General features: G+C 42.5%; 22 protein-coding genes. 6 read left to right on the top strand and 16 right to left on the bottom strand.

Going from position 1 to position 23,535, the window contains the following annotated elements; all coding sequences use genetic code 11:
* Window positions 1-275: 275 nt before the first annotated feature.
* Window positions 276-734, bottom strand: coding sequence for a DUF441 domain-containing protein (locus M3204_RS04810; RefSeq protein WP_251479124.1), 459 nt, complete (start codon window positions 732-734; stop codon window positions 276-278).
* Window positions 735-1,168: 434 nt separating this feature from the next.
* Here M3204_RS04810 and ytvI point away from each other — a divergent pair, with 434 nt between their 5' ends.
* The gene (ytvI, locus tag M3204_RS04805; RefSeq protein ID WP_251479121.1) at window positions 1,169-2,296 is read left to right on the top strand and encodes a sporulation integral membrane protein YtvI; all 1,128 of its coding nucleotides are present in this window, start codon (window positions 1,169-1,171) and stop codon (window positions 2,294-2,296) included.
* Between the two features lie 65 nt (window positions 2,297-2,361).
* On the opposite strand, the gene M3204_RS04800 is transcribed toward ytvI, so the two are convergent.
* Complete coding sequence (locus tag M3204_RS04800) at window positions 2,362-2,748, bottom strand: FxsA family protein (protein ID WP_251479119.1); 387 nt, start codon at window positions 2,746-2,748, stop codon at window positions 2,362-2,364.
* A gap of 448 nt (window positions 2,749-3,196) precedes the next feature.
* Here M3204_RS04800 and M3204_RS04795 point away from each other — a divergent pair, with 448 nt between their 5' ends.
* Complete coding sequence (locus M3204_RS04795) at window positions 3,197-3,679, top strand: GNAT family N-acetyltransferase (protein ID WP_251479116.1); 483 nt, start codon at window positions 3,197-3,199, stop codon at window positions 3,677-3,679.
* A gap of 14 nt (window positions 3,680-3,693) precedes the next feature.
* Here M3204_RS04795 and M3204_RS04790 read toward each other — a convergent pair whose 3' ends face one another.
* From M3204_RS04790 to dnaE, 8 genes are all read right to left on the bottom strand, one after another.
* Window positions 3,694-3,879, bottom strand: coding sequence for a hypothetical protein (locus tag M3204_RS04790; RefSeq protein ID WP_251479113.1), 186 nt, complete (start codon window positions 3,877-3,879; stop codon window positions 3,694-3,696).
* 496 nt (window positions 3,880-4,375) lie between these two features.
* On the bottom strand, window positions 4,376-6,136 hold the full coding sequence (gene pyk, locus M3204_RS04785) for a pyruvate kinase (RefSeq protein WP_251479111.1): 1,761 nt from the start codon (window positions 6,134-6,136) through the stop codon (window positions 4,376-4,378).
* Window positions 6,137-6,168: 32 nt separating this feature from the next.
* Window positions 6,169-7,128, bottom strand: a complete 960-nt coding sequence (gene pfkA / locus M3204_RS04780; RefSeq protein ID WP_251479109.1) for a 6-phosphofructokinase — start codon at window positions 7,126-7,128, stop codon at window positions 6,169-6,171.
* A 267-nt stretch (window positions 7,129-7,395) separates the two neighbouring features.
* Window positions 7,396-8,373 (bottom strand): acetyl-CoA carboxylase carboxyl transferase subunit alpha, encoded by a 978-nt coding sequence (gene accA / locus M3204_RS04775; protein ID WP_251479107.1) that lies wholly within the window; start codon window positions 8,371-8,373, stop codon window positions 7,396-7,398.
* Window positions 8,358-9,236, bottom strand: coding sequence for an acetyl-CoA carboxylase, carboxyltransferase subunit beta (gene accD, locus M3204_RS04770; RefSeq protein WP_251479105.1), 879 nt, complete (start codon window positions 9,234-9,236; stop codon window positions 8,358-8,360). The genes accA and accD overlap by 16 nt, the downstream gene beginning before the upstream one ends.
* A gap of 173 nt (window positions 9,237-9,409) precedes the next feature.
* Window positions 9,410-9,973, bottom strand: a complete 564-nt coding sequence (locus M3204_RS04765; protein WP_251479887.1) for a GntR family transcriptional regulator — start codon at window positions 9,971-9,973, stop codon at window positions 9,410-9,412.
* Between the two features lie 67 nt (window positions 9,974-10,040).
* On the bottom strand, window positions 10,041-11,279 hold the full coding sequence (locus M3204_RS04760) for an NAD(P)-dependent malic enzyme (protein WP_251479103.1): 1,239 nt from the start codon (window positions 11,277-11,279) through the stop codon (window positions 10,041-10,043).
* Window positions 11,280-11,539: 260 nt separating this feature from the next.
* Complete coding sequence (gene dnaE / locus M3204_RS04755; RefSeq protein WP_251479102.1) at window positions 11,540-14,902, bottom strand: DNA polymerase III subunit alpha; 3,363 nt, start codon at window positions 14,900-14,902, stop codon at window positions 11,540-11,542.
* A 164-nt stretch (window positions 14,903-15,066) separates the two neighbouring features.
* Here dnaE and M3204_RS04750 point away from each other — a divergent pair, with 164 nt between their 5' ends.
* Window positions 15,067-15,396, top strand: coding sequence for a YtrH family sporulation protein (locus tag M3204_RS04750; protein WP_251479100.1), 330 nt, complete (start codon window positions 15,067-15,069; stop codon window positions 15,394-15,396).
* Between the two features lies 1 nt (window position 15,397).
* Window positions 15,398-15,904, top strand: coding sequence for a sporulation membrane protein YtrI (gene ytrI, locus M3204_RS04745; protein ID WP_251479098.1), 507 nt, complete (start codon window positions 15,398-15,400; stop codon window positions 15,902-15,904).
* 48 nt (window positions 15,905-15,952) lie between these two features.
* Here the strand turns inward: ytrI and M3204_RS04740 are convergent, their stop codons facing one another.
* On the bottom strand, window positions 15,953-16,888 hold the full coding sequence (locus tag M3204_RS04740; RefSeq protein WP_251479096.1) for a DHH family phosphoesterase: 936 nt from the start codon (window positions 16,886-16,888) through the stop codon (window positions 15,953-15,955).
* 336 nt (window positions 16,889-17,224) lie between these two features.
* On the opposite strand from M3204_RS04740, the gene M3204_RS04735 reads away from it, so the two are divergent.
* Window positions 17,225-17,521 carry a YtpI family protein gene (locus tag M3204_RS04735; protein WP_251479094.1) on the top strand — a complete coding sequence of 99 codons (297 nt, stop codon included), beginning with the start codon at window positions 17,225-17,227 and terminating at the stop codon, window positions 17,519-17,521.
* Between the two features lie 58 nt (window positions 17,522-17,579).
* Here the strand turns inward: M3204_RS04735 and M3204_RS04730 are convergent, their stop codons facing one another.
* From M3204_RS04730 to M3204_RS04720, 3 genes are all read right to left on the bottom strand, one after another.
* Complete coding sequence (locus tag M3204_RS04730; RefSeq protein WP_251479092.1) at window positions 17,580-18,899, bottom strand: CBS domain-containing protein; 1,320 nt, start codon at window positions 18,897-18,899, stop codon at window positions 17,580-17,582.
* Between the two features lie 175 nt (window positions 18,900-19,074).
* Window positions 19,075-19,323, bottom strand: coding sequence for a hypothetical protein (locus tag M3204_RS04725; RefSeq protein WP_251479090.1), 249 nt, complete (start codon window positions 19,321-19,323; stop codon window positions 19,075-19,077).
* A gap of 109 nt (window positions 19,324-19,432) precedes the next feature.
* Window positions 19,433-20,113, bottom strand: coding sequence for a metal-dependent hydrolase (locus M3204_RS04720; protein ID WP_251479088.1), 681 nt, complete (start codon window positions 20,111-20,113; stop codon window positions 19,433-19,435).
* 162 nt (window positions 20,114-20,275) lie between these two features.
* On the opposite strand from M3204_RS04720, the gene M3204_RS04715 reads away from it, so the two are divergent.
* Window positions 20,276-21,373, top strand: a complete 1,098-nt coding sequence (locus M3204_RS04715) for a M24 family metallopeptidase (protein WP_251479884.1) — start codon at window positions 20,276-20,278, stop codon at window positions 21,371-21,373.
* 78 nt (window positions 21,374-21,451) lie between these two features.
* Here M3204_RS04715 and M3204_RS04710 read toward each other — a convergent pair whose 3' ends face one another.
* Window positions 21,452-21,847, bottom strand: a complete 396-nt coding sequence (locus M3204_RS04710; RefSeq protein ID WP_251479086.1) for a DUF4362 domain-containing protein — start codon at window positions 21,845-21,847, stop codon at window positions 21,452-21,454.
* A gap of 522 nt (window positions 21,848-22,369) precedes the next feature.
* The coding region (locus tag M3204_RS04705; RefSeq protein ID WP_435371086.1) for an IS256 family transposase at window positions 22,370-23,535 on the bottom strand (1,166 nt) is incomplete at its 5' end.

Raw genomic sequence — 23,535 nt, 5'->3', positions numbered from 1 at the left:
GCCTAGAAGGCTACGGTAAGCCGGGCCAGGCTCCGGCGACAGACCAATTCAATTGGATGCCTTTATCTATCATAAAAAACTCTAAATCGAGCGCTTGCTCAGGCAATCCCCAAAAAGAAAATGCTTACATTTTATTTTATAAAAAACCGTGGATCCCGCTCTTTCTCCACCCTTTTTAAGAATGGAAGCAGTTACAAGTCCTATTATAAACAATTATCTGACATTTGTGAATGAAAACAACTTAAATCACTATAAAATATTATTTTGAAAAAAGACTACTTAAAGAATTCGAAAATTCTCATCGCCGCAAAGGCAATACCTGCTCCAATCAGCGGTCCTACTGCGACTCCCTTGAACAGTGATACTGCCAGGATTGTGCCTAGGACTAAGGCCGTTGTGATATGTGGATCTTCTGCAAGCAGGGTAACTCCACCTTTGGCTAGCAAGGCTACTGCCATTCCAGACACAAGAGCGATCCATGCATAAGGTGATTTGAACGCGCCGGACAAATCCTTAAAACCAATGTCTCCGCTTGCAATCGGTGCCAGGACAGCAATAGTGATAACCGTCACACCCCAATTGATTCCCTTGCCCTGGAGCAGCGAAAAAGTTTTTGCTTCGAAACCAACAATTTTCATTACTAGCAAAACGAGTACTGCAATGATTAATGACTGATTTTTGGCCAAGAAAGCAATTGCTAATAAAGTTAATAAAAATAGCATTGGTTCTAGCATTAAGATAGCCATCCTTCCACGATTAAAACTATTGTAACATAATTAAAAATATTACACCAAAAATAGCAGCAGCCTCGTATCATAGTATCTTTTGATTATACTCCAATATAGATTGTACCTACAAAAATGCCCATTTGCTTGGCTAATACGTCTCCATGGTAACTGATTTACTTTTTCAATTAAATGTATTTTTTGTTAAGCAAGACTAGAATTAAGCACGATTCCATTGAGCAATTTTAAGCCCTTTATATAGGAAAATCCACAAACCTTCCAAATCCCTTCCTGGTTTAAAGAGGATTTTTTATTTTCAGGTCGAATCTTTTTTACACATACACCGTATATTAGTGGAAACTTTTCCGATTGGCGGCCAGCTGTTAAGATATAAAATAGCAGATGTACCCAGTCAGTACATATTTCCAGAAGGAGGAACCTCTTTGAATCCCGTTTATCTTTACCGGACTTTTAGATTTATTTTAGTAATTGGTGCCATTGTTGCTGGCGCGCTGGCATTGTTTTATGTATCAAAAGTTACTTATCCATTCATCATTGGTTTTCTTATTGCCTTCATGATGAACCCGCTCGTCAATTTCTTTGAATCAAAGGCAAAGATGCCGAGGGCTCTAGCCGTGCTCGTCGCTTTGATCATGATCATTTCGGTATTTGCAGGGCTCATTACATTGCTTGTAGTCGAAATCGCCTCAGGCGCTGAATATTTAGCAAGGGTCGTACCGGATCACCTGGTGACATTGATTGATTACATAGAACATTTCTTTGCGGCACAAATTATACCGCTATATAACCAATTAGCAGGATTGTTCCAGAATCTGGAGGCAGGACAGCAAGATACGATTATGGATAATATCCAGAACGTCGGTGCAACAATTGGGACGACAGCAGGCAATTTCATCAAGAATCTGTTCGGCAACATCCCAAACATTATTTCCTGGCTGCCAAATGCAGCGACAGTTTTAATTTTCTCCTTGCTTGGAACATTCTTCATCAGTAAAGACTGGTACAGATTGTCCGCGATGGGTAACCGTATAATGCCGAATCGTGCCCGTACCAGCAGCAAAACCGTTTTTGCTGATTTGAAAAAAGCTCTTTTCGGATTTGTTAAGGCACAGGCTACATTGATTTCAATCACAACCGTCATCATTCTAATCGGATTGCTGATTCTACGTGTTGATTATGCCATCACAATCGCTCTTGTTACAGGTATTGTAGATATCATTCCATACCTTGGAACGGGAGCCGTCTTCGTGCCTTGGATCATTTATGAAGCCATCACCGGGGAAATGAGCACCGCGATTGGCTTGGGCATCCTTTATGTCGTCGTCCTTGTGCAAAGGCAAGTCATGGAACCGAAGATCCTTTCATCCAGCATCGGACTTGATCCGCTGGCTACCTTGATCGCCTTGTTTGTCGGCTTCAAGACAATCGGCTTTCTCGGATTGATTGTCGGGCCTGTCGTGCTTGTTATTTTTAATACATTGCAACGCGCGAATGTTTTCCGGGATTTATGGATTTTCATTAAGGGAAAAAATGAAGAGATTATTAAATAATTATCATTTTATGCGAAAATAGCCAATAAATTAAAACGCCAACCATGCCGGCTGGCGTTTTTATATTATCGTATTACCTTTATATTGCCTTTATTTATCCAGTTCCTAAATGCCTTCATCATTATAACTTTGAAAAATTTCCTGGTCGGCGGTGCCAACAGCAAGAAACCTAGAGTATCGGTTACAAAACCTGGTGTAAGAAGCAGGGTACCGCCGACCAGAATACTTACTCCATCAAGGATTGCATCTCCTGGCATCTCGCCTCTTCTTAGTTGCTCTTGTGTCTTTCGTATTATTTCAAGTCCCTGCTGCTTTGCCAAATATGCTCCAAGGAATCCGGTAAGGATAATTAACAGAATTGTAGTCCAAACGCCAAATGTCTGTCCTGCGTAAAGCAAGATTCCAATCTCTGCTGCCGGGACAAGAACTAAAAATAGAAAAATGTATTTCATCTTCCACCTCAATTTGTTGGAATAGCTTGTCTCTCTATTATATGTGCCGTTTCTGGGAGAATACAACTAATTGAATTTTCCGATGGTATTAACATGCGATTTGATTTAATATATTTATTTTTACATCCTTTTTCTTCCATTATTAAATGAATTCCTCGAAAGGAAGGGTTTTGACGCGATAAAGTCGAATATCAAAGAGATGTTTGTCATTACCAGTCTAAATTGACACCATTTAACAAACAAACAAATCCGCCAATCAAAGTTAGTCATCTAAATGAATAGACGAATAAGGAATTTCTAAGTTAAGTGAAGAACAGAATTAGTAAATTAATATGATTTGTTTAGTAGGTGAGAAAATGATTAATTATTCTGGAACACCAACCTTAGAAACGGATCGATTAATTCTAAGGAAAATTGAACTTACAGATGCTCAAAGTGTATTTGACCATTGGCTTTCGATGATCGGGTAATGGATAATCTTATAAAAGGAGCACACAAGTCTGTCTCGGAAACAATTGAGAGGGTAACAGAAATCGTAAATAAGTATGATACACAAGAATTCTGCTATTGGGGTATAGAACTGAAAGCAAGTGGCGAATTGATCGGAGCTATTGATTTGTTCAAATTCGATAACATGACTGAGAATTGTGATGTAGGTTATTCAATCGGTTACAAATGGTGGAACAAGGGGTATGGAACTGAGGCATTGAGAGCTGTCATTGAATTTGGATTTAGACATATGAAAATCCACAAAATATCAGCAGCACATAATACTGACAACCCAGCCTCTGGAAAGATTATGCGTAAAGTTGGAATGGAACATGAAGGAACCATTAAGCATATGATTCGCAATGCCAAGAATCATTATAAGGATTGTGCTGTATATGGGCTTCTTCAAGAAGATTATCTTAAAACTGAAGTGATTAAATAATTTCTTAAATAGTATTAGAAAATGGGTTTTTTACTTAGGTGAATAAGCATTAAAAAAGAGGGTGTCCCAAAAGATAAAAACTTTTGGGCACCCTCTTGTCTTTTAGCGGCTTGTAAAAATGGTCCGTTGATTTCCGTTCCAGGCGCTTTGCTTTCCGCGGGGGAAGAATTATGAAAAAGCTCAAGTGCCAGCTTTTTCAAAGACTAAATTCTTCTTGGCTGGCGCTGAGCCTCCTCATCGCTTCGCTCTTGCGGAGTCTCACCTGTCCAGCGGATCCCGCAGGACATTGATTGACTTCCTCGAACCAGCCAACGCACGATGGAAATGCGTTAGCATTTTCGGAGGAGTCTTCGCGCTTTCCACTCCAATCAACTCAGGTTATCGCAAAATAAAAACAAGAAAATCCCTCTTTTGTTATAAATAAGTCACCACAACCAACCAAACAAAAGGAGAGATTTTCTTGTACAAAAATTATAAATTAATGGCCTTTGGTTATAGCCTAACATTACAAAAAAAGTCACCAATTTGACCCAAAAACTGGATAAAACACTAAAAGAGGCGACTCTCAGGTTGAGTTTATTCAACCTTTTGAGTCAGCCTCTTTTTTAATACGCAAATATCAAAGTTTTAGTTTAGCAGAGCCTAAATAATAAAAAAGGACGAGGCATTAACCTCATCCTATCACTTCATTCAATTTTACAATACGCTGGCATGTCCTCTATAAATGACGCCTCTTGCAGAGTCAACAGTGATCTCCTGGCCGTCTTCGAATAGCTTCATTGCGTTTTCTACGCCTACGATCACAGGGATTCCCAGGTTCAGTCCAACTACAGCCGCATGGCTTGTCAAACCGCCTTCCTCTGTAATCAACGCACTGCATTTTTCAAGGGCAGGTACCATTTCTCGGTCTGAGCCGATTGTTACAAGAATGCTGCCTTCTTTCACTTTGCTTAATGCTTCCTGCGCATCTTTCGCGATCACAACTCTGCCATAAGCAGATTTACGGCCAATTCCCTGTGCCTTTGCAAGGATATCACCGACTACATGGATCTTCATCAGGTTTGTTGTTCCTGCTTCACCTACAGGTACACCAGCTGTGATAACAACTAGATCACCGTGTGAGACAAGGCCGCTGTTCACACTTTCTTCCACTGCGATTGCTAGCATTTCATCAGTCGTTTCTGCTTTCTGGCCAAGCTGTGGGTATACTCCCCAAACAAGTGCCAGGCGGCGAAGAACATGATCATTTGAAGTTGCAGCAATGATTGGCGCCTTAGGACGGTATTTTGAAATCATACGAGCAGTATGGCCGCTTTCCGTTGGTGTGATGATTGCATTCACTTCCAAGTTCAATGCTGTATGCGCAACCGATTGCCCGATAGCATCAGTAATGTTGTGTTCAGTGTCTTTACTGCGTGCTGACAACAATTCCTTGTGATCAAGGGCTTGTTCTGCACGGGAAGCAATGTTATGCATCGTTTGTACAGCTTCAACTGGATATTGTCCAGCAGCTGTTTCGCCTGATAACATGATTGCGTCAGTGCCGTCAAAAATCGCGTTTGCTACGTCACTTGCTTCCGCACGTGTAGGGCGCGGATTGCGCTGCATGGAATCCAGCATTTGGGTTGCCGTAATGACAGGCTTGCCAAGTGTATTGCACTTTTTGATTAGATCCTTTTGTACAAGCGGCACTTCTTCTGCCGGAATTTCAACACCAAGGTCACCACGGGCAACCATCAGGCCGTCAGAAACTTCAAGAATTTCATTGATATTGTCGACGCCTTCCTGATTTTCGATCTTAGGGATGATCTGGATATGGGAACCGTTGTTTTCTTCAAGAAGCTGGCGGATTTCCAACACATCAGTAGCACGGCGCACAAATGATGCTGCGATGAAATCTACACCTTGCTCAATGCCAAAAAGAATATCCTGTGCATCTTTTTCTGTAATGCCTGGAAGCTTTACAGAAACACCAGGTACGTTAACACCTTTTTTGTTCTTGAGTGTTCCGCTGTTCATTACCTTAGTCTTGATTTCGTTCTTAGCTTTATCGATGCTGATTACTTCAAGGCCGATCAATCCGTCATCGAGAAGGATTTTCGCTCCTGGGTGGACATCATCAATCAATTGGTCATAAGTAACAGAGAACTTTTCAGGTGTACCTTGAACCTCTGTCATGGAAACGATGCACTCTTGGCCAGTCTGAAGCTCAATCGCGCCATTTTCCATATCATTCGTCCTGATTTCAGGGCCTTTAGTATCAAGCAGGATACCTACCTTTTTCCCTGTTCTCTCAGCGGCTTCTCTGATATTCTTGATACGTGCTGCGTGTTCCTCATGATTTCCGTGGGAAAAATTCAAACGGGAAACATTCATGCCTGCTTCTATCAATTGAACCAATTTATCTACACTTTCACTTGCGGGGCCAATCGTACAAACAATTTTTGTTTTGCGCATAGCTCGCAACCTCCTGGTTTACTGTTAAGAGATTAAATAGATAATTCTTTTGATAATTTGTATAAGTTCAAGTCAACTGTATGCTGCTTTGCCAGTGCTTCAATGATATCATAATCTACCATTTCATTCTTTTCCATTCCGACAGCACGTCCACCCTTGCCTTCCAGCAAAAGTTCTACAGCACGCGCTCCAAGCCTGCTTGCAAGCACACGGTCAAACGCCGTTGGAGTTCCACCCCGCTGAACATGGCCAAGAACTGTTACCCTCGTATCAAAGTCCGTTTCTTCTTTCAATTGTTTTGCGAAATCATACCCATTCATGACACCTTCAGCCACGATGATGATACTGTGCTTCTTGCCGCGCTCATGGCCCTTTTTAAGTCGGTTAGCAATATCCTTCATATCATGAGGATCTTCAGGGATTAGGATTGTTTCCGCTCCGCCCGCTAAGCCTGCCCAAAGAGCAAGATCACCTGCATTACGTCCCATAACTTCAACGACAAACGTTCTTTCATGTGAAGAAGCCGTATCACGGATTTTATCGATCGCATCGATTACAGTGTTAAGAGCCGTATCAAAGCCGATCGTGAATTCAGTACCTGGGATATCATTGTCAATCGTTCCTGGAACACCTACGCACGGGAACCCTTGTTCAGTCAGAGCTTTTGCTCCTCTGTAAGAACCATCTCCACCAATGACAACAAGGCCATCGATTCCAAATGCTTTTAGCTGCTCGATTCCTTTTTGCTGGCCTTCCCTAGTCTTGAATTCCTCACTGCGCGCAGAATAAAGGAACGTACCGCCGCGATGGATAATATCACCAACTGAACCCAATTCAAGCTTTTTGATATTTCCGCTCATCAGCCCAGCGTATCCGCCAAATACACCATACACTTCAATATCATGGTAAATCGCTTTCCTTACAACTGCACGAACTGCAGCATTCATGCCGGGCGCATCCCCGCCACTCGTTAATACACCAATTCTTTTCATAGTCTTTCACCTCATTCGGTATCATCTATGTACATTTTTTAACATAGGGCTCTTGAAAAGAGCCTTTCTTAAAAACATAACTGTAGTATTCTGTTAGCTTGTCTTATTATAAACAGAATACCCGGGAATATTTCTAAAATAACACGTAGAATATCGTATCTCAACTGAATCCTTAATATTGACATAAAGACGGAATAATCATATAACTGCAAGCGCTTTAAAAGGGTTAAAGCTGGAAAAAAAATAAAACGTACCTGAAGGCACGTTTTATTTTACCCCTATAAATTCATTTGGAAACGAATACTCCCCAATTGCTTTATATTTTTCATAGCGCTGGTCAATCAGTGCATCTTCGCTCATAGCCAGCAATTCAGACATCGAATCCTTCAAGATTTTATCCATATATTTGGCCTGCTGGGCAACATCCTTATGTGCTCCCCCTTTGACTTCGGGAATGATTTCATCAATTATCCCCAAACCTTTGAGGTCAGGAGCTGTGATTTTCATCGTTTCCGCAGCTTTTTTTGCCAAAGTGGAATCCTTCCATAGAATAGCTGCAGCCCCTTCCGGAGAAATAACAGAGTACGTGGAATTTTCCAGCATATGAATGTAATTTCCGACTCCAAGTGCCAGCGCACCGCCGCTTCCGCCTTCGCCAATGACAACACAGATCACAGGAACCTTCAATCCGGCCATTTCAAACAGATTGCGGGCAATCGCTTCACTCTGGCCGCGCTCTTCTGCTGCTTTTCCAGGGTAAGCGCCCTTCGTGTCAATGAAGCAAATGATCGGGCGTTTGAATTTTTCGGCTTGCTTCATCAATCTTAATGCTTTTCGATAGCCTTCAGGATGAGGCATGCCAAAGTTCCTGCGGATATTTTCCTTTGTATCTTTTCCACGCTGGTGGCCTATGACTGTGACCGGATAACCGTGGAACTTCGCGATCCCGCCGACAATAGCTTCGTCATCACCGAATGACCTGTCCCCATGGCACTCAAAAAAATCAGTGAATAGTAAAGAAATATATTCCAGAGTGGTTGGGCGGCTAGGATGGCGGGCGATCTGTACCCGGTCCCACGGTTTCATATTTTCATAAATTTCGGATTCAAGCTTTTCTAGCCTAGCTTCCAATTTATCTATTTCAGATGTCAAATCAACGTCAGTATTCTTAGTGAATTCTTTTAATTCTCCAATTTTCTTCCTTAGTTCAATTACCGGCTTCTCAAATTCTAGTTCTCCTGCCATTCGAACGTCCCTCCTGGCTGATGGATTTCAAGTATTCCTGCGATTTTTTCCTTTAAGTCCACTCTCGAGATCACTGCATCAAGCTGACCATGCTTCAGCAAAAACTCAGATGTCTGAAAGTCTTCAGGAAGATCTTCACGGATTGTTTGTTCAATGATTCTTCGGCCTGCAAAGCCGATAAGCGCGCCAGGCTCGGCCAAATTATAATCTCCAAGGGATGCAAAGCTCGCAGAAACTCCCCCAGTAGTCGGATGAGTCATGATCGATATGATCAATCCGCCGTTATCACTGAATCTTTTTAAAGCGACGCTCGTTTTGGCCATCTGCATCAGACTCAAGACGCCTTCTTGCATTCTTGCTCCGCCTGATGCCGTAAAAATAATAAATGGAACAGAAAGTTCATCTGCTTTTTCAATAGCCCTTGTAATTTTTTCACCGACAACAGATCCCATGCTTCCCATCCTGAAAGTGGCATCCATGATCGCTATGGATACATCATATCCGTTCACACTGCCCAGACCAGTTACTACAGCTTCATTAAGGCCTGTCTTCTCGCGATCCTTTTCAAGCTTCTCGACATATTCGGGAAAACCTAAAGGATTGCCAGAGACCATTTCACGGTCTAGTTCTCGGAAACTTCCAGCATCCAGGAAGCTTTTAATTCGTTCTGCGGAGTCCATTTGATGGTGGTAACCACATTGGATACACACCTTGCAATTTTTATTCAGTTCTTTCGTATACATAATCTTTTTGCAGTTCGGGCATTTTGTCATGATCCCTTCTGGTACATCCTGCTTGGCTGCTTCAGAAGGAATCGTTGCGTACTTTTTCTTTTTCGTCTTCGTAAAAAGCTCTTTAAGCAAAGTATAACCTCCTCCGTATATTGCTAGTTGTAGTTTAAAATCCATTTTTTAGTCAAAAAGCACTAGTGGCCAGACCACTTAAGTAAAAAAGAAAGAGATTCTGCCATCCAGGTATCATAAGCATGTCCACTAGTATATAACATCCAGATAACAAAAGATGTTAGTTCATGTCGTCAATCTGTCGACATTTTCCGCAGCATGCGATACCTTTCCAGGATCAGTTCTCCTCTTCTGGTAGCCAGTGAATCTACGAGCCTGTGATATTCTTCTTTTTCAGCAGGCAATACCTTCAACTGGAGTGCATTATAATAATCATTCAATATATTCCATATGCGATAAAAAAGATGATTGTCAGCTAGTTCGGCGATTTTTTTGAAGAATTCTTCGTCCTTAAAGTTATGTTCATCAATCCAGACTTTTAGTCTTTCGAATTCCTCATTATGGAATTTTTCAGCTGCCAGGTAGAGACAATCTACCTCAATCATATTTCTAGTTTCGACAACGTCAAATTTAGCTTTTTCATCCTGAAGGATAAAGGTACTTAATAATTGGACGAGCTGGTTTCCACGGAAATCCCTGATAAAAGTTCCTTCTCCCCTTCTAGTCTCTATCAGGCCTAGAAGTTCGAGGGCACGCAGAGCCTCCCGAACGGAGGAGCGCCCTGCGTTGAGGCGCTCCGAAAGTTCACGTTCTGAGGGAATTTTATCTCCGGTCTTCAAACCGTCTTTCTCAATCATTTCCCTTAGCTGCCTGACTATTTCCACATATACCTTTGTGTTTTTTTCAGGTTTTGACACTAAGCGCTCACTCACCTTTTCCAATGCTGGCAAGGCGCCTTGTACGGTCTTTTACTTCTTCAGGGTCCACTTTTATGCGTGCGACACCCGTTTCCATCGCAGCATTCGCCACAGCAGCGGCTACTTCCGGCGCTACACGAGGGTCAAATGGGCCAGGGATGACATAATCGCTTGAAAGCTCTGACTCATGAATTAAACTAGCGATTGCGTTAACGGCCGCAACCTTCATTTTTTCATTGATATGGGTTGCTCGTGCGTCTAACGCACCACGAAAGATTCCTGGGAATGCAAGGACGTTATTTACCTGGTTAGGGAAATCTGAACGGCCTGTACCAATAACTGCTGCTCCAGCTGCCTTGGCTTCCTCTGGCATAATTTCCGGAACGGGATTGGCCATCGCAAAAATGATTGGATCGCTGTTCATTGTCTGGATCATTTCTGAAGTCAATGCCCCTGCGACTGAAACACCAATGAAAACATCAGCACCTTTGATGGCATCAGCAAGTGAACCTTCCACATTATCACGGTTCGTGAATTTAGCGACTTCTTCCTTGATCGCGTTCATCCCTTTAGGACGTCCTTCATAAATAGCGCCCTTGGTATCACACATAATGATATCGCGTACACCGTATGAGTAAAGAAGCTTAATGATTGCAATTCCTGCAGCACCAGCTCCGTTTGCAACAACTTTGATTTCATTCATTTTCTTGCCGACGATCTTCAGGGCATTCACAAGTCCTGCGACCGTTACAATGGCAGTCCCATGCTGGTCATCATGGAATACAGGTATATTTGTTTCTTTTTTCAAGCGCTCTTCAACAGCGAAGCAATTTGGCGCAGCGATATCTTCTAAGTTCACGCCGCCAAATGTTGGCTCAAGCAGCTTGACAGTTTCAACGATTTTATCGACATCTGTCGTATTCAGGCAGATTGGAAAGGCATCGACACCTGCGAAGCTCTTAAAAAGAACTGCTTTTCCCTCCATGACAGGTAGCGCAGCTTCAGGGCCGATATTTCCAAGTCCCAGTACTGCCGTTCCGTCGGATACGACTGCGACCATATTGCCTTTCATTGTATAATCGTAGACTGTTTCCGGCTTATCATATATTTCCTTGCAGGGCTCGGCCACACCTGGCGAATAAGCAAGGCTTAAATCTCTCGCATTCCTGACAGGCACTTTAGATTTTGACTCTAATTTACCTTTGTTTACACGGTGCATGTGCAAAGCTTCTTCACGTAAAGTCAACTTAGGTCCACTCCTTAGTAATTAAAGGCTTTTTCGTATTAATCATTATAATTCGTCTAAGGCATTATTCCCATATATAAATTGGCCTCGTGCTCTTTTCGAGTAGCCCATAATAAAAGACTTACATAAAACCGTAATTCTTTAGGATCTACTGGCAACAAAGCATACGAAAAGAGCCCATTTGAAAAAGTTGCCTTTTCCAGTGGTCTGACCACACATATCCTTTTCCAATATAACACATCTATTATACTTGTAAAGGACTAATTTTTCAGGACAACGTTGCTGTCACCCAATAATTTCTTTAATTGAACCATACTGTCAGCTTGAGTGCTTACATTGTATTCGTTTGTTAGCAGGACTGATTTTTCTGTTTCCTCATTATAGACAATAACAGGAACTGCTCCATGATGTTTTTGTAATAATGTTTTCAAATGATTCATTTTCTCTGCAGAATCGGTTCCCCTTGCAATCCGTAAATACAGGACGGGCTTTTTTTCTTTCACTTTCGCTGCTTCCGCTTCAAGATCAAGAACAGTTTGTACCACGAATTGGCTCTTGCCATCTCTTTCATCAAACTTTCCCTCTAACAGTGCCATTTTCCCTTGGACCAAGGCATTCCCGTATTGCTTGAAAACAGACGGGAACACGACCGCTTCTGTTTCACCGCTTGCATCGCTCAGGGTCAGGAAAGCCATTGCTTCTCCCTTTTTAGTGCGGATTTTCTTTTGCTCAGTAATATAGACACCAAGCCTGGTCTTCGCTCCGGCTGACTTGGAAGCAATGGTTTTAACGCCTGCAGCCTTGAATTCCTTTACGTGTATTGAAACTGGATGTTCCGAAAGATAAACTCCAAGCACTTCTTTTTCGAGGCTGAGCTTGTCTTCAACCCGCATTGGGTCAACTTCGGTGTATTTCGGCTTAAGCGAAAACTCAGCTTCTGCGAACATATCGATTTGCCCGGAATCATCGGGAGCCACAAGCTGTGCGTGTTCAATCGCCACATCAATCGTTGCGAGGAGGATGGCTCGATCCTGGCCAAATTCATCAAATGCACCTGAATAAATCAATGATTCCAGAACTTTTCTTGAAGCAGCCTTTTGCGGCACTCTGATACAAAAATCAAAAATATCCTTAAACGGCATACTCCTTCTTGCTTGGAATATATCCTTCAATGAGGCCAGTCCGACACCCTTGATGCCGGCCAGGCTGTATCGGACCGCGTCGCCTTCGGGCTGGAAGCTGAAGGTGCTTTTATTGATGGATGGCGGAAGCAGCTTGATACCCATTTGCTGCAATTCTCTTGCATACTGGGCTATTTTCATATCATTTCCAATTGCCGAGGTCAGGAGTGCTGCCATGAAATAGAGTGGATAGTTAGCCTTCAAAAATGCAAGCTGATAGGCAATCATACTGTAAGCGACCGCATGGCTTCTGTTAAAGCCATAATTCGCAAACCTGACGATCAGGTCATAAATAATATTCGCTGTCTCAATGTCATATCCTTTCCGCAAAGCACCGTTCACAAAATGCTCACGTTCCTGGGAAAGTACTTCCTTTTTTTTCTTTGAAACAGCTCGACGCAGCAAGTCAGCTTCACCGAGTGAAAAACCAGCTAATTTGGATGCGATTTGCATAATTTGCTCCTGGTAGACAATTACACCATATGTATTTCCAAGGATGGGTTCAAGATCCTTGTGATAATAGTCAATAGGCTGCCTGCCATGTTTCCGGTCAATGAACAAAGGAATATTTTCCATTGGTCCAGGCCTGTAAAGCGCATTGACTGCTACGATATCCTCGAACCTTGTTGGCTCAAGCCTGGTTAAAACCTTCCTCATCCCTTCTGATTCAAGCTGGAAGATCCCGGTAGTCTCTCCCCTTCCCAGCAGCTCAAATGTTTTTTGATCATCAAAGGGGATATCGTGGATATCCAGCTTCAGTCGTGTCCTTTGATAAACGGAATGAAGGATGGAATCGATCAAAGTCAAATTCCTGAGCCCTAAGAAGTCCATCTTCAACAAGCCGATTTCTTCGAGGTGATCCATCGAATATTGGGTCAGAAAAACCTTTGACTGACCTGCCTGGATTGGTACCACATTGGTTAACGGCTGCTCACTGATCACAACTCCCGCCGCGTGCGTGGAAGTATGGCGCGGCAAGCCTTCCAGCTTGATTGCCGTCTCCAGGATTCTTTTGTTTTTTACAGATTCCTCGATGAATTTTCGCAGGCCTTCTGATTCCTTGATCGCTTCCTTGAGTGTAATACCAAGTTTTGAAGGCACAAGCCTTGAAAGGCGGTCAAGCTCACTCGCATTCAAACCGAAAGCCCGGCCGACATCTCTAACCGCAGCCTTTGCTGCCATCGTTCCAAAAGTGGCAATCTGGGCAACATGGAGTTCACCATATTTCGAAGCGACATATTCAATCACTTCATCTCTGCGGTTATCAGGAAAATCGATATCGATATCAGGCATTGATATACGTTCGGGATTCAGGAATCTTTCAAATAGTAATTCGTGTTCAATCGGGTCCACGTCAGTTATGAATAATACATAGGAAACGATTGAACCTGCTGCCGACCCCCTGCCTGGTCCGGTCAAGATTCCTTTATCCCTGGCATATTTCATGAAATCCCACACGATCAGGAAATAATCACTGAAGTACATTTTCTTGATGACGGATAGCTCATATTTAAGCCTGTCCACGTGTTCAGGCGATGGTGTTCCATAACGCTCCTTCAAGCCTTTAAAGCATAACTCCTCAAGCATTTCATTAGCGTTTTGTCCATGCTCAACAGGATATTTAGGCAGATGCCTTGATTCGAAATCAAGCATGACATTGCAATTTTCGGCAATTTCAAGCGTGTTCTCGAGCGCTTCCGGATACTCTGAGAATAGCTCGCTCATCTCATGAGCGGTTTTAAGGTAAAATTCACTGCTTCCCAGTTTCTCACGGTCATCGTCCTTAAGCTTTTCGCCATTTTTGATTGCAAGCAGACATTCCTGGGCAAAGGAATCCTCCTTGTCCAAATAATGGACTTGATTTGCGGCCGTCAAGCGAGTATTGGTATCTGTTCCGAGCCTTGCCAGCTTGTCTATTAATTCCTTTTGGCCAGGAAGCCCTTGATCCTGCAATGATAGATAAAAGTTCTGCCTGCCAAAGATTTTCGTATATAACTCCAAAGTCCGGAGGGCATTTTCTTGTTCGCCGTTTGATAAGTAATATTCTATTTCCCCCTGGCTTCCCGGTGTCATGGCGTATAACCCGGAAGCATAATGCCTCAGCCATTTCACTGGTATTCCCTCTGGCGATTTCGTCTGTACAGCACTGGAAATCTTCATCAAGTTCTGGAAACCCTCGTTGTTTTTAGCAAGGAGTACAAGTGGAAATGATTCATGTTCGAGCGTTTCGCTTACAACGTCAACTGTCAGTCCAAGTAAGGGTTTAATGGATTTTTTCAGACATTCTTTATAAAACGCCACCGCACCATACATTACATTCCGGTCCGTTAGCGCAAGTGCAGGAAATCCTTTTGCCTCGGCATCGCGGACAAGCTGCTGTATTGTTGCCGTGCTCGTCAGCAGGCTGTATGCACTATAGACATGAAGGTGAATAAATGTCATTTCTCTCACACCCTTAAAGGTTCATCTTCTATTATTATAGGCTCTTAACGCAAAAAAAGAAAATATGTTCTCATTTATTTCGGGAACTTTAAACATATTAAAACCTGTTTGTCCATATGATGGATTACGAGGAAAAATTGACTTCTTATCAAAGGGTGTTTTCAATGAACCAGCCATTTATTCCACATTTATTCGAAGCTTATTTTATAGCGCTCGGTGTCTTGCTTGGAGGTTCGCTGATTGGCGGACTTGCATCTTTTTTAACTGGGCAGCCGCTGCTGACGGAAATAGCTCGCTTTTCTAGTTCGATCAGGATCTGGGCAATCATAGCCGCAATAGGCGGAACATTCGATACGGTTTACAGCTTTGAAAAGGGCTTATTACATGGGGAAACGAAGGATATTTTCAAGCAATTCTTATTGATACTTACAGCGATGGGCGGGGCACAGACCGGGGCGCTTCTAATCAGCTGGCTGACACAGGAGCATGTGTAAAATGAGAATCCCCCCTTATTACCATAGGCCTGAATGGCAGAGGTTTTTTTCAGGTATGGCTATAGGCGCTGTCTTGAGCTGGTGTGTGTTCCTGTATATCAATGGTGTATCCCTGGAAAAAAATGCGAAGACTATACATGAACAAAAGGATGAGATTGCTGAATTAAAAAGTGATATTCAAATCTGGATGGATGATTACGCGGAATTAAATAAAAAAAATCAGGAAAAACTGACCGTCCAGGAGATTAAAGTGAAGATTGTTAACGACCAAAAATATAAAAAATATCTTGATACACTCAGTATCTATGAAATCGAAGAGGAAACTAAAGCTCAGCTCAACATGCTGCTAGCGAAGGATTTGGATTCCGTTTTTAAAAGCAGGGATTTGATTACAAAGCTGATTGAAAACAAATCAATCAAGGTGAATGAAAAACGGTATAAACTTAAAATTAAATCGATGGTCATTTACACATCCGTCAGCATCCAGGTGGAGATCAGCTTGGATTAATTTTAAAAAAGCCCCGCTCCCGCATTTGAGAGACGGGGCTTTATGAGGTTAATCCTTGCAGGCGTCAATTAAATCATTGAGCACGTGATCGACATCGTCCCATGAATAGATAGAAGCTCCAGCTGCAAGCGGGTGACCGCCGCCATTATACTTTCTCGCAATGCTGTTGATTACCGGGCCCTTTGAACGCAAACGCACCCTGATCTGGTCTTCCTCTTCGATAAAGAACACCCAGGCCTTAATTCCGGCAACATTCCCCAGTTCACTGACAAGCAATGAAGCTTCCGATGGCTTAACCGAATACTTATCGAGCAGCTCCTGCTTCATCACTACTTTTGCAGCGCCATTTTCAAGCACTTCAAAATTCTGCAGTACGTAGCCATTCAATTTCACTACATTTGGAGCAAGTTCATACATCCGGTCATATAACTCTGTACGCGAGAAGTTATAATGGATCAGTTCCCCTGCATAAGCGAAAGTTTTATTCGTCGTGCTAGGATACAGGAAACGGCCGGTATCGCCGACAATCCCGGCATACAGCAGCCTGGCTGCCTCATCAGACATTTTCAATCCTTTATCCTTGAAGGAAAGATAGAATTCATAAATCATTTCGCTCGTCGAACTCGCGGTGGTATCAACCCACTGCAAGTCGCCGTATGGGTCTTCATTCGGGTGGTGATCGATTTTGATCAGCTGCTCACCTAAGCGGTAGCGATCATCACATATGCGTTCGGCATTCGCTGTATCACATACAATCACAAGTGCCCCTTTGAAAATCTCATCAGGGATCGAATCAAGCCTTCTTAAATAATTGAGCGACGATTCCTCTTTCCCAACAGTGTATACATTCTTGCCTGGGAACGAAGCTTTGAGGATTTCAGCAAGCCCTCCCTGGGAACCGTATGCATCAGGATCCGGTCTCACATGGCGATGGATAATAATCGTTTCATAATTTTCAATTGCTTCTAATATTTGCGCTTTCATCAACATGCTCCTTCAACATTTTCATATTTTAATTATGAACATATTTACTGGAAAAGAAAAGCAGAAGCATTTTATTGTTATTCCAGCTGGATTATCAAAACGGAAATTTTAGTTCGTGAATAATAGGTACTATTTTGCGGATTAATGAGTGGGGATCTTGTGGATAATCACACCTTCATGCAATGGTTATCCTTTTCTCAAAAAAACAGCCCAGAAGTGTACGTACCTATGAAGCTATTTTATCTTCACTAAAAGACCAAATGATTGATCTCTGGTATGGAAATCCTCTTAAAATAGCGGTAAAATAGGGGGGATTCTAAATTTGGAGGAAACGCAATGCCAATATTTGTGCTGCTAATTGTCCTGTCTTTCGTCTTTTATATCTTTTACAAGATTAAATATGTGCGCAGCAAACGCCCTGCCGAACGGAAATGGCTTTCTGCCAAATCCAGCATCGCATTAGGATTGTTCGTCGCTTTATTTGGTTTGAACCAGCTATTTCTTTTCCAGACAACTGTTACCTATATCGTCGGCGGACTATTTATTGTTATTGGGACATTGAGCGTCTGGGCTGGAATAAAAGCATATAAATTCTATCTGCCCCAAGCTGCTAAGGAAGCTGAAAATAAATAAGCTAAAAAAAGCCGATCCGTAGTGGATCGGCTTTTTCTATTCTTATAGTAGTCACAAATCAATGCCTGTCGATGAGCTGGCACATCATCATCGCTTTTCCTACTAATACTCCATCATTGAATGCTTCGATATCGACCTTCCCGAACTTCCTTCCTACCTCCAGCACTTTTGGATAAATCTCGATTACTCTGTCAATCTGGACCGGTTTAATGAAATAAATGGTCATATTCTCTACAACCAAATCTCCTTTTTTATAGCCCCTGAGTACCCGGTTAGCTGCTTCGGTAACGATCGTTGTAAATACCCCATATGAAATCGTGCCAAGGTGATTTGTCATCTGTGGTGTAACCTGGCAGCGGAAAATGTCCTCATCCTTTGTTTTCCCCTTTGCCAGCACCATCTGGTTTGTCACCGTATCATCCAGCGTCTCGCCCACCTGCGGCTGACGCTGTATCATCTGCAGTGCCTTCAAGACATCCTGCCTGCTGACGATGCCTTCAAGACGATTTGCGTCATCCACCACTGGCAAGACTTCAATGCCCTCCCAAACCATCATGTGGGCTGAGGAAGCGACACTCGTCGATCCACTGACTGACATCGGATTCTTCGTCATGATTTTTTCAATCAGCGTATCCTGCTCATGGCCCATGACATCCTTTGAAGTGATCATCCCAATAACCTTCATATTGTGATCGACTACCGGGAAACGGCTGTGGAGCGTTTCGTCCTTATGACGATACCAATCCGAGACACGGTCGTCACTTCTGAGAATGATTGTTTCCGAAACTGGAGTCAGGATATCCTCTACAAGGATGATTTCCTTTTTGATTAATTGATCATAAATTGCGCGGTTGATCATCGTTGCGACGGTAAAAGTATCATAGCTGCTTGAGATGATTGGCAGCTGAAGTTCATCCGCCAGCTTTTTAACATGGTCTTCCGTATCGAAGCCGCCTGTCACTAAAACAGCAGCTCCGGCTCTTAGCGCCTGTTCATGCGCCTTGTCGCGGTTACCGACGATCAGAAGGTTGCCTGCACCAGTATAGCGCATCATTGCCTCGAGCTTCATAGCTCCAATAACGAATTTATTCAATGTTTTATGAAGCCCCCCGCGGCCGCCCAGGACCTGTCCATCGACGATGTTCACGACTTCTGCAAACGTGAGCTTCTCAATGTTCTCTTTCTTTTTCCGCTCAATCCTGATAGTGCCGACACGTTCGATCGTGCTGACATACCCTTTATTTTCCGCTTCCTTTATGGCTCTGTATGCAGTTCCTTCGCTTACGTTAAGCGCCTTGGCGATTTGGCGTACCGAGATTTTTTCTCCTATTGGCAATTCATCTATATATTGAAGTATTTGTTCATGCTTAGTTGCCAAGACTTTCACCCTTTATCATCATTTTCCGTTCAATGTAGTTCTATCCATTTACATTATAAGGGGAAAGAAGCCTTGATTCAATCAAACCCTTCACAAACCTGGTCCTGACTCTGCCTATATAAACAAAAAAGGCAACCATATAATTTCTGGGTAATAAAAAAACTGGCTGATCATCTCAGCCAGTAAATACGCGTGATTTACTTTTCGGTATGCTTTCCACTCTGCCCCTGCCAGTCTGGGCATACTTTTTAGGTGTGTATAAAAAGGCTGCAAGGTTTCCTGCGAAGACTAGCAGTGCCAGGAACAGCCAGGAACCAGCGAACAGAGCTTCCTTGCCGCCTGTTGAAAATGATAGCTCGGGCATAGCTATATAAAACATTAATCCGCATAATAGCAAATATAAAAGATAGCGGTTCTTTTTCATTTTCCCCCTCCTATAGGTTGTCTTATTTTATATCTATGCCTGTTAGAGGAAAAAAAGCATTTTAAACACAAAAAAGCCGCACAACTTTTTGTGTGCGGTGTATTGTGAGTTACAACTCAATGGCCTCCCCTGCCTCCAGAACCCGGCCGTTGTTTTTCTTAAGAGATGCAACAAAGGCATGAGGATCCTGCTTGATTGGCGGGAATGTATTGAAATGGATCGGCACGACTTCCTTCGCATCAAGGAATTCTGCTGCAAGTGCTGCATCCTCCGGTCCCATTGTAAAATTATCGCCAATCGGCAGGAATGCGAGGTCAATCGGATGTCTTTCGCCAATCAGCTTCATATCTGAAAATAATCCCGTGTCTCCGGCATGATAGACCGTCTTTCCTTCTGCCATAAATAAGATGCCTGCAGGCATCCCTCCATAAATGATCTCATTATTATCGGTAATCATTCCAGTTCCATGGAAGGCAGGTGTCATCTTCACTTTTCCAAAATCAAATTCATAAGCACCCCCGATGGACATGCCGTGCGTGTTAAGCCCTTTCCAGCTTAAGTATGTAGCAACTTCGAAGTTGGCAATGACAAGTGAATCATTTTTCTTTGCAAGCTCCACAGTATCACCGAGATGGTCCCCATGTGCATGGGTCAGAATAATCACATCCGGCTTGACATCTTCAACCGTCAAATCCGTAAGGTCGTTGCCAGTGATGAATGGGTCAATCAGAATTGTTTTCCCATTCGTCTCAATTTTAACAACAGAATGGCCGTGATAAGATACTTTCATGTTATCGCTCCTTTCAATCATCAATAAATTATTTCAACGCTTTTTGTCTATCTCCTGCATCATTTTCTTTATACCCACGAAACCTCCCTAATAAAAGTTTTACTTTTCACCCTCGAATTGCTACTCTCATAATGAGATATACATATCAGAGGAGGAATAATGATGTCTGAAAGATTGGCTGCTTTATCAGGATGGATGAAAGAAAACGATGTAGATGTCACGTTCGTTTCATCCCCTGACAACGTTTTTTACTTAAGCGGATTTTTAAGCGATCCTCATGAACGCCTGCTTGCGATTGCTGTTTTCCAGGATGCTGACCCATTCATGATCTGTCCGGCAATGGATAAGGAAAATGCGAGAAACGCCGGATGGAATCTTGAAATTATCGGTCACAGCGATACAGATGATTCGATGGAGCTTGCTTACAATGCCATCAAAAAGAGAATTCCTTCCATCAAGAAGACTGCAATCGAGAAGGAACAGCTGAATGTAGAGCGCTATGAAAAAATGTCTGCACTTTTTGGAGGTTCAGCATTTGTTTCCGCCGAAGAAAAGCTGAGGCTGATGCGGATGGTCAAGACTGAAGATGAATTGCAGAAGCTAAGAAAAGCATGCGAGCTAGCTGATTTCGCGATTGAAACAGGCGTCAATGAGATTCAAGAAGGCAAAACGGAGCTCGATGTCCTCGCTGCCATCGAATATGAACTAAAGAAAAAAGGCGTTACAGAGATGTCTTTTTCAACAATGGTCCTTACCGGTAAAAACGCGGCTGCTCCCCATGGTACTCCTGGACTGACTAAAATCAGCAAGGGTGATTTAGTCTTGTTTGACCTTGGTGTTGTCATGGATGGCTACTGCTCTGATATCACAAGAACAGTTGCATTTGGCGAGATCAGCAAGCAGCAAGAAGAAATTTATAACACAGTCCTTAAAGCACAATTAAAAGCTTTGGAGACTGCGCGTGTCGGAGTTGCCTGTTCTGAGGTTGATTTAGCTGCACGGAATGTGATTGAAGCTGCGGGATACGGAGAGTACTTCCCTCACCGCCTTGGCCACGGGCTAGGCGTAAGCGTGCATGAGTATCCTTCATTAACAAGTACTAACTCTCTGTTAATGGAAAAAGGAATGGTCTTTACTGCTGAGCCGGGAATATACGTGCCTGGCGTTGCCGGCGTAAGGATTGAGGATGATGTGGTCATTACTGAAGCTGGAATCGAGATTTTAACTAAATATCCTAAGGAATTAGTATTTGTATCTTAATAATTTGGATTTTTAATAAATCCAGCTCCTACGGAAATCTTAGCATTTGAAAAGGCATTGTTAACTAACAATGCCTTTTTACTGCCGAATTACTAATATACTGTTGTCTCTATTAGTTTTGTTGCATCCTGATAAATTGTAGTACGTTCCTTCATCAGTTTCTTTTACAGTTATTGATTTGCAAGTTGCGGTACTAACACTTCCTTTACCAAATTGGTCTCTAGTAGTATCAGTGGTTGAAGTGATGATTTCCCCGTCGTATTCAAGGTCGTGCAACATTGGGTCTCCTTCGATTGTATATCTTACAACTCTAATTTGGTCTTCCTTACCTTGATTTACATTCTTAACGAATTCCATAAACTTTCCAAGGTTGGTTATTTCATCGTGCGTATCAACAATATCTTCATCAGAAGGATTATAACTACAACCTGACATAAGCAGAAGAATTAACATAAACCAAATTACTTTCTTCATTTATGGACCCCCACTAATTGATTTCCTTAGAAACATTATATCACCTAAAAGAATTACTTGTTATAAATTCCCAATATTTGTGTCGATGTAGATATGAGAGATTTCGTATCATTTTGTTAAATAGGGGTAACAAGGTTAAATCCTACTGAGTATAACTTTAGATTTAGTTTTTAATGAATAACCATAGCAATTGTATTTACATAAAAATTCGCAAGGTACTATAACCTCTGTCATCCTGCTGAAACGGTGCGAATTACAGGGCAAATTCAACAAAATTTAGTCCCTAAACCCTGTAAAATCAGTCAAACTGCGAATCAGATTATATAGGATTGTATTTTACCGTTTTGTACTCTGTTTTTTTATATTTGCTTAACTTTTTTAACATGAATTCAAATTTTATAGCGATATTCTAATTTTTATAGCGAATTACAGGGTTTTATGGTTCCGTCAAGAATTATGTGTAAGCATCCATACTCCATGAGTTATATTTGGAGGGGTAGTCAGGCAGCCGAGGCTGCCTGACTACCCCTTTTTGGCCATTGTATATCGTTGTTCAAACATTTTTAAAATCTTATCGTAAGCCAGTCCGAATCCTCCCAACCTTCTTCTTGCCCATCGCTCGTTATAGTCGATGGAGGTCAGGTAAATAATTTTCTCAGCTGCTTCGATATTAGGCAAACTGTTCATAGTCTTTAATCTCTTACGGACTTCCTTGTTCGTGCGCTCAATTAGGTTCGTAGTATAAATATACTGTTGGACCTCTTTAGGGTAACCTAAAAAAGTCAGGAGGACTGGCAGGTCTTCTTCCCAAGAGGCGAGTTCCCGGCTATAATTCTTTTTCCATTTCTTCTTTACCATTTCAAACACTTCTTCTGCTTCTTCATATGTGCTTGATGTGTAGACCTTTTTCAAATCGATACTTAGTTCTGCCTGATCCTTCTTTCGTGCTTTATTCATTGTTGAGCGAACCTTGTGTATGACGCAACGTTGAACATCTGCTTTTGGAAAGATGGACCTAAATGCCTCTTCGAGACCGGTCAATCCGTCAAAAACTCCAAGTAATACTTCCTGTACCCCTCTGTTACGCAGGTCCTGGAGGATTTCCTTCCAGCCATTTGAGGATTCTACTCCACCCACATAGAAACCAAGGATTTCCCTGTGACCTTCTGGAGTAATACCTAGGACAATATAGACAGCTTCCTTGCCGACTGTATCCCTGCGGACTTTTACAAATAAGGCATCAAGAAATAAAGCACAATAACGTTGATTAAGAGGACGATTCTGCCATTGTATGACGTCCTCCATTACAGCCGAAGTAATATTGGAAATCGTTCCTGGGGAGTATTGTTCGCCAAGAAGGCTTTTCATGATTTTTCCTACCTGCCGAACTCCAACCCCGTGTTGATAAAGCTGGACAACCAATTCATCTACGGCAACCATTCGCCTTTGGTAGGGTTCAAACATATTGGTTGTGAAGTCTCCCTTGCGATCCCTTGGAACAGAAAGATCGTCTACACGTCCATACATGGTGTCAAGAGTCCGAGGATAGTATCCGTTACGTGAGTTCCCATCTCCGACAGGTTCGTTTTCCAGGACACTCTTAATCTCCTCACGCAAGATGTATTCTATTTTCTCTTTAAGAATGTCCTGCATGGAGGCTTTTAGCATAGTGGCTAAATCTAGTTGGT

Source organism: Mesobacillus subterraneus, from assembly GCF_023715485.1.
GTDB lineage: Bacteria > Bacillota > Bacilli > Bacillales > Cytobacillaceae > Mesobacillus > Mesobacillus subterraneus_B.
The sequence above is the reverse complement of the archived record's forward strand: the minus strand, read 5'-3'. Positions and strand labels throughout refer to the sequence as shown.

Excerpts from the sequence above, each read along its gene's own strand:
- M3204_RS04765 (WP_251479887.1), bottom strand. The coding sequence starts at position 9,973 with ATGATTGAGAAAGACGGTTTGAAGACCGGAGATAAAATTCCCTCAGAA.
- M3204_RS04740 (WP_251479096.1), bottom strand. The coding sequence starts at position 16,888 with ATGAAAGCGCAAATATTAGAAGCAATTGAAAATTATGAAACGATTATT.
- ytrI (WP_251479098.1), top strand. The coding sequence starts at position 15,398 with ATGAGAATCCCCCCTTATTACCATAGGCCTGAATGGCAGAGGTTTTTT.
- M3204_RS04735 (WP_251479094.1), top strand. The coding sequence starts at position 17,225 with ATGCCAATATTTGTGCTGCTAATTGTCCTGTCTTTCGTCTTTTATATC.
- accA (WP_251479107.1), bottom strand. The coding sequence starts at position 8,373 with ATGGCAGGAGAACTAGAATTTGAGAAGCCGGTAATTGAACTAAGGAAG.
- M3204_RS04710 (WP_251479086.1), bottom strand. The coding sequence starts at position 21,847 with ATGAAGAAAGTAATTTGGTTTATGTTAATTCTTCTGCTTATGTCAGGT.
- dnaE (WP_251479102.1), bottom strand. The coding sequence starts at position 14,902 with ATGACATTTATTCACCTTCATGTCTATAGTGCATACAGCCTGCTGACG.
- M3204_RS04720 (WP_251479088.1), bottom strand. The coding sequence starts at position 20,113 with ATGAAAGTATCTTATCACGGCCATTCTGTTGTTAAAATTGAGACGAAT.
- M3204_RS04725 (WP_251479090.1), bottom strand. The coding sequence starts at position 19,323 with ATGAAAAAGAACCGCTATCTTTTATATTTGCTATTATGCGGATTAATG.
- pfkA (WP_251479109.1), bottom strand. The coding sequence starts at position 7,128 with ATGAAAAGAATTGGTGTATTAACGAGTGGCGGGGATGCGCCCGGCATG.
- M3204_RS04810 (WP_251479124.1), bottom strand. The coding sequence starts at position 734 with ATGCTAGAACCAATGCTATTTTTATTAACTTTATTAGCAATTGCTTTC.
- M3204_RS04800 (WP_251479119.1), bottom strand. The coding sequence starts at position 2,748 with ATGAAATACATTTTTCTATTTTTAGTTCTTGTCCCGGCAGCAGAGATT.
- M3204_RS04750 (WP_251479100.1), top strand. The coding sequence starts at position 15,067 with ATGAACCAGCCATTTATTCCACATTTATTCGAAGCTTATTTTATAGCG.
- M3204_RS04715 (WP_251479884.1), top strand. The coding sequence starts at position 20,276 with ATGTCTGAAAGATTGGCTGCTTTATCAGGATGGATGAAAGAAAACGAT.
- pyk (WP_251479111.1), bottom strand. The coding sequence starts at position 6,136 with ATGCGCAAAACAAAAATTGTTTGTACGATTGGCCCCGCAAGTGAAAGT.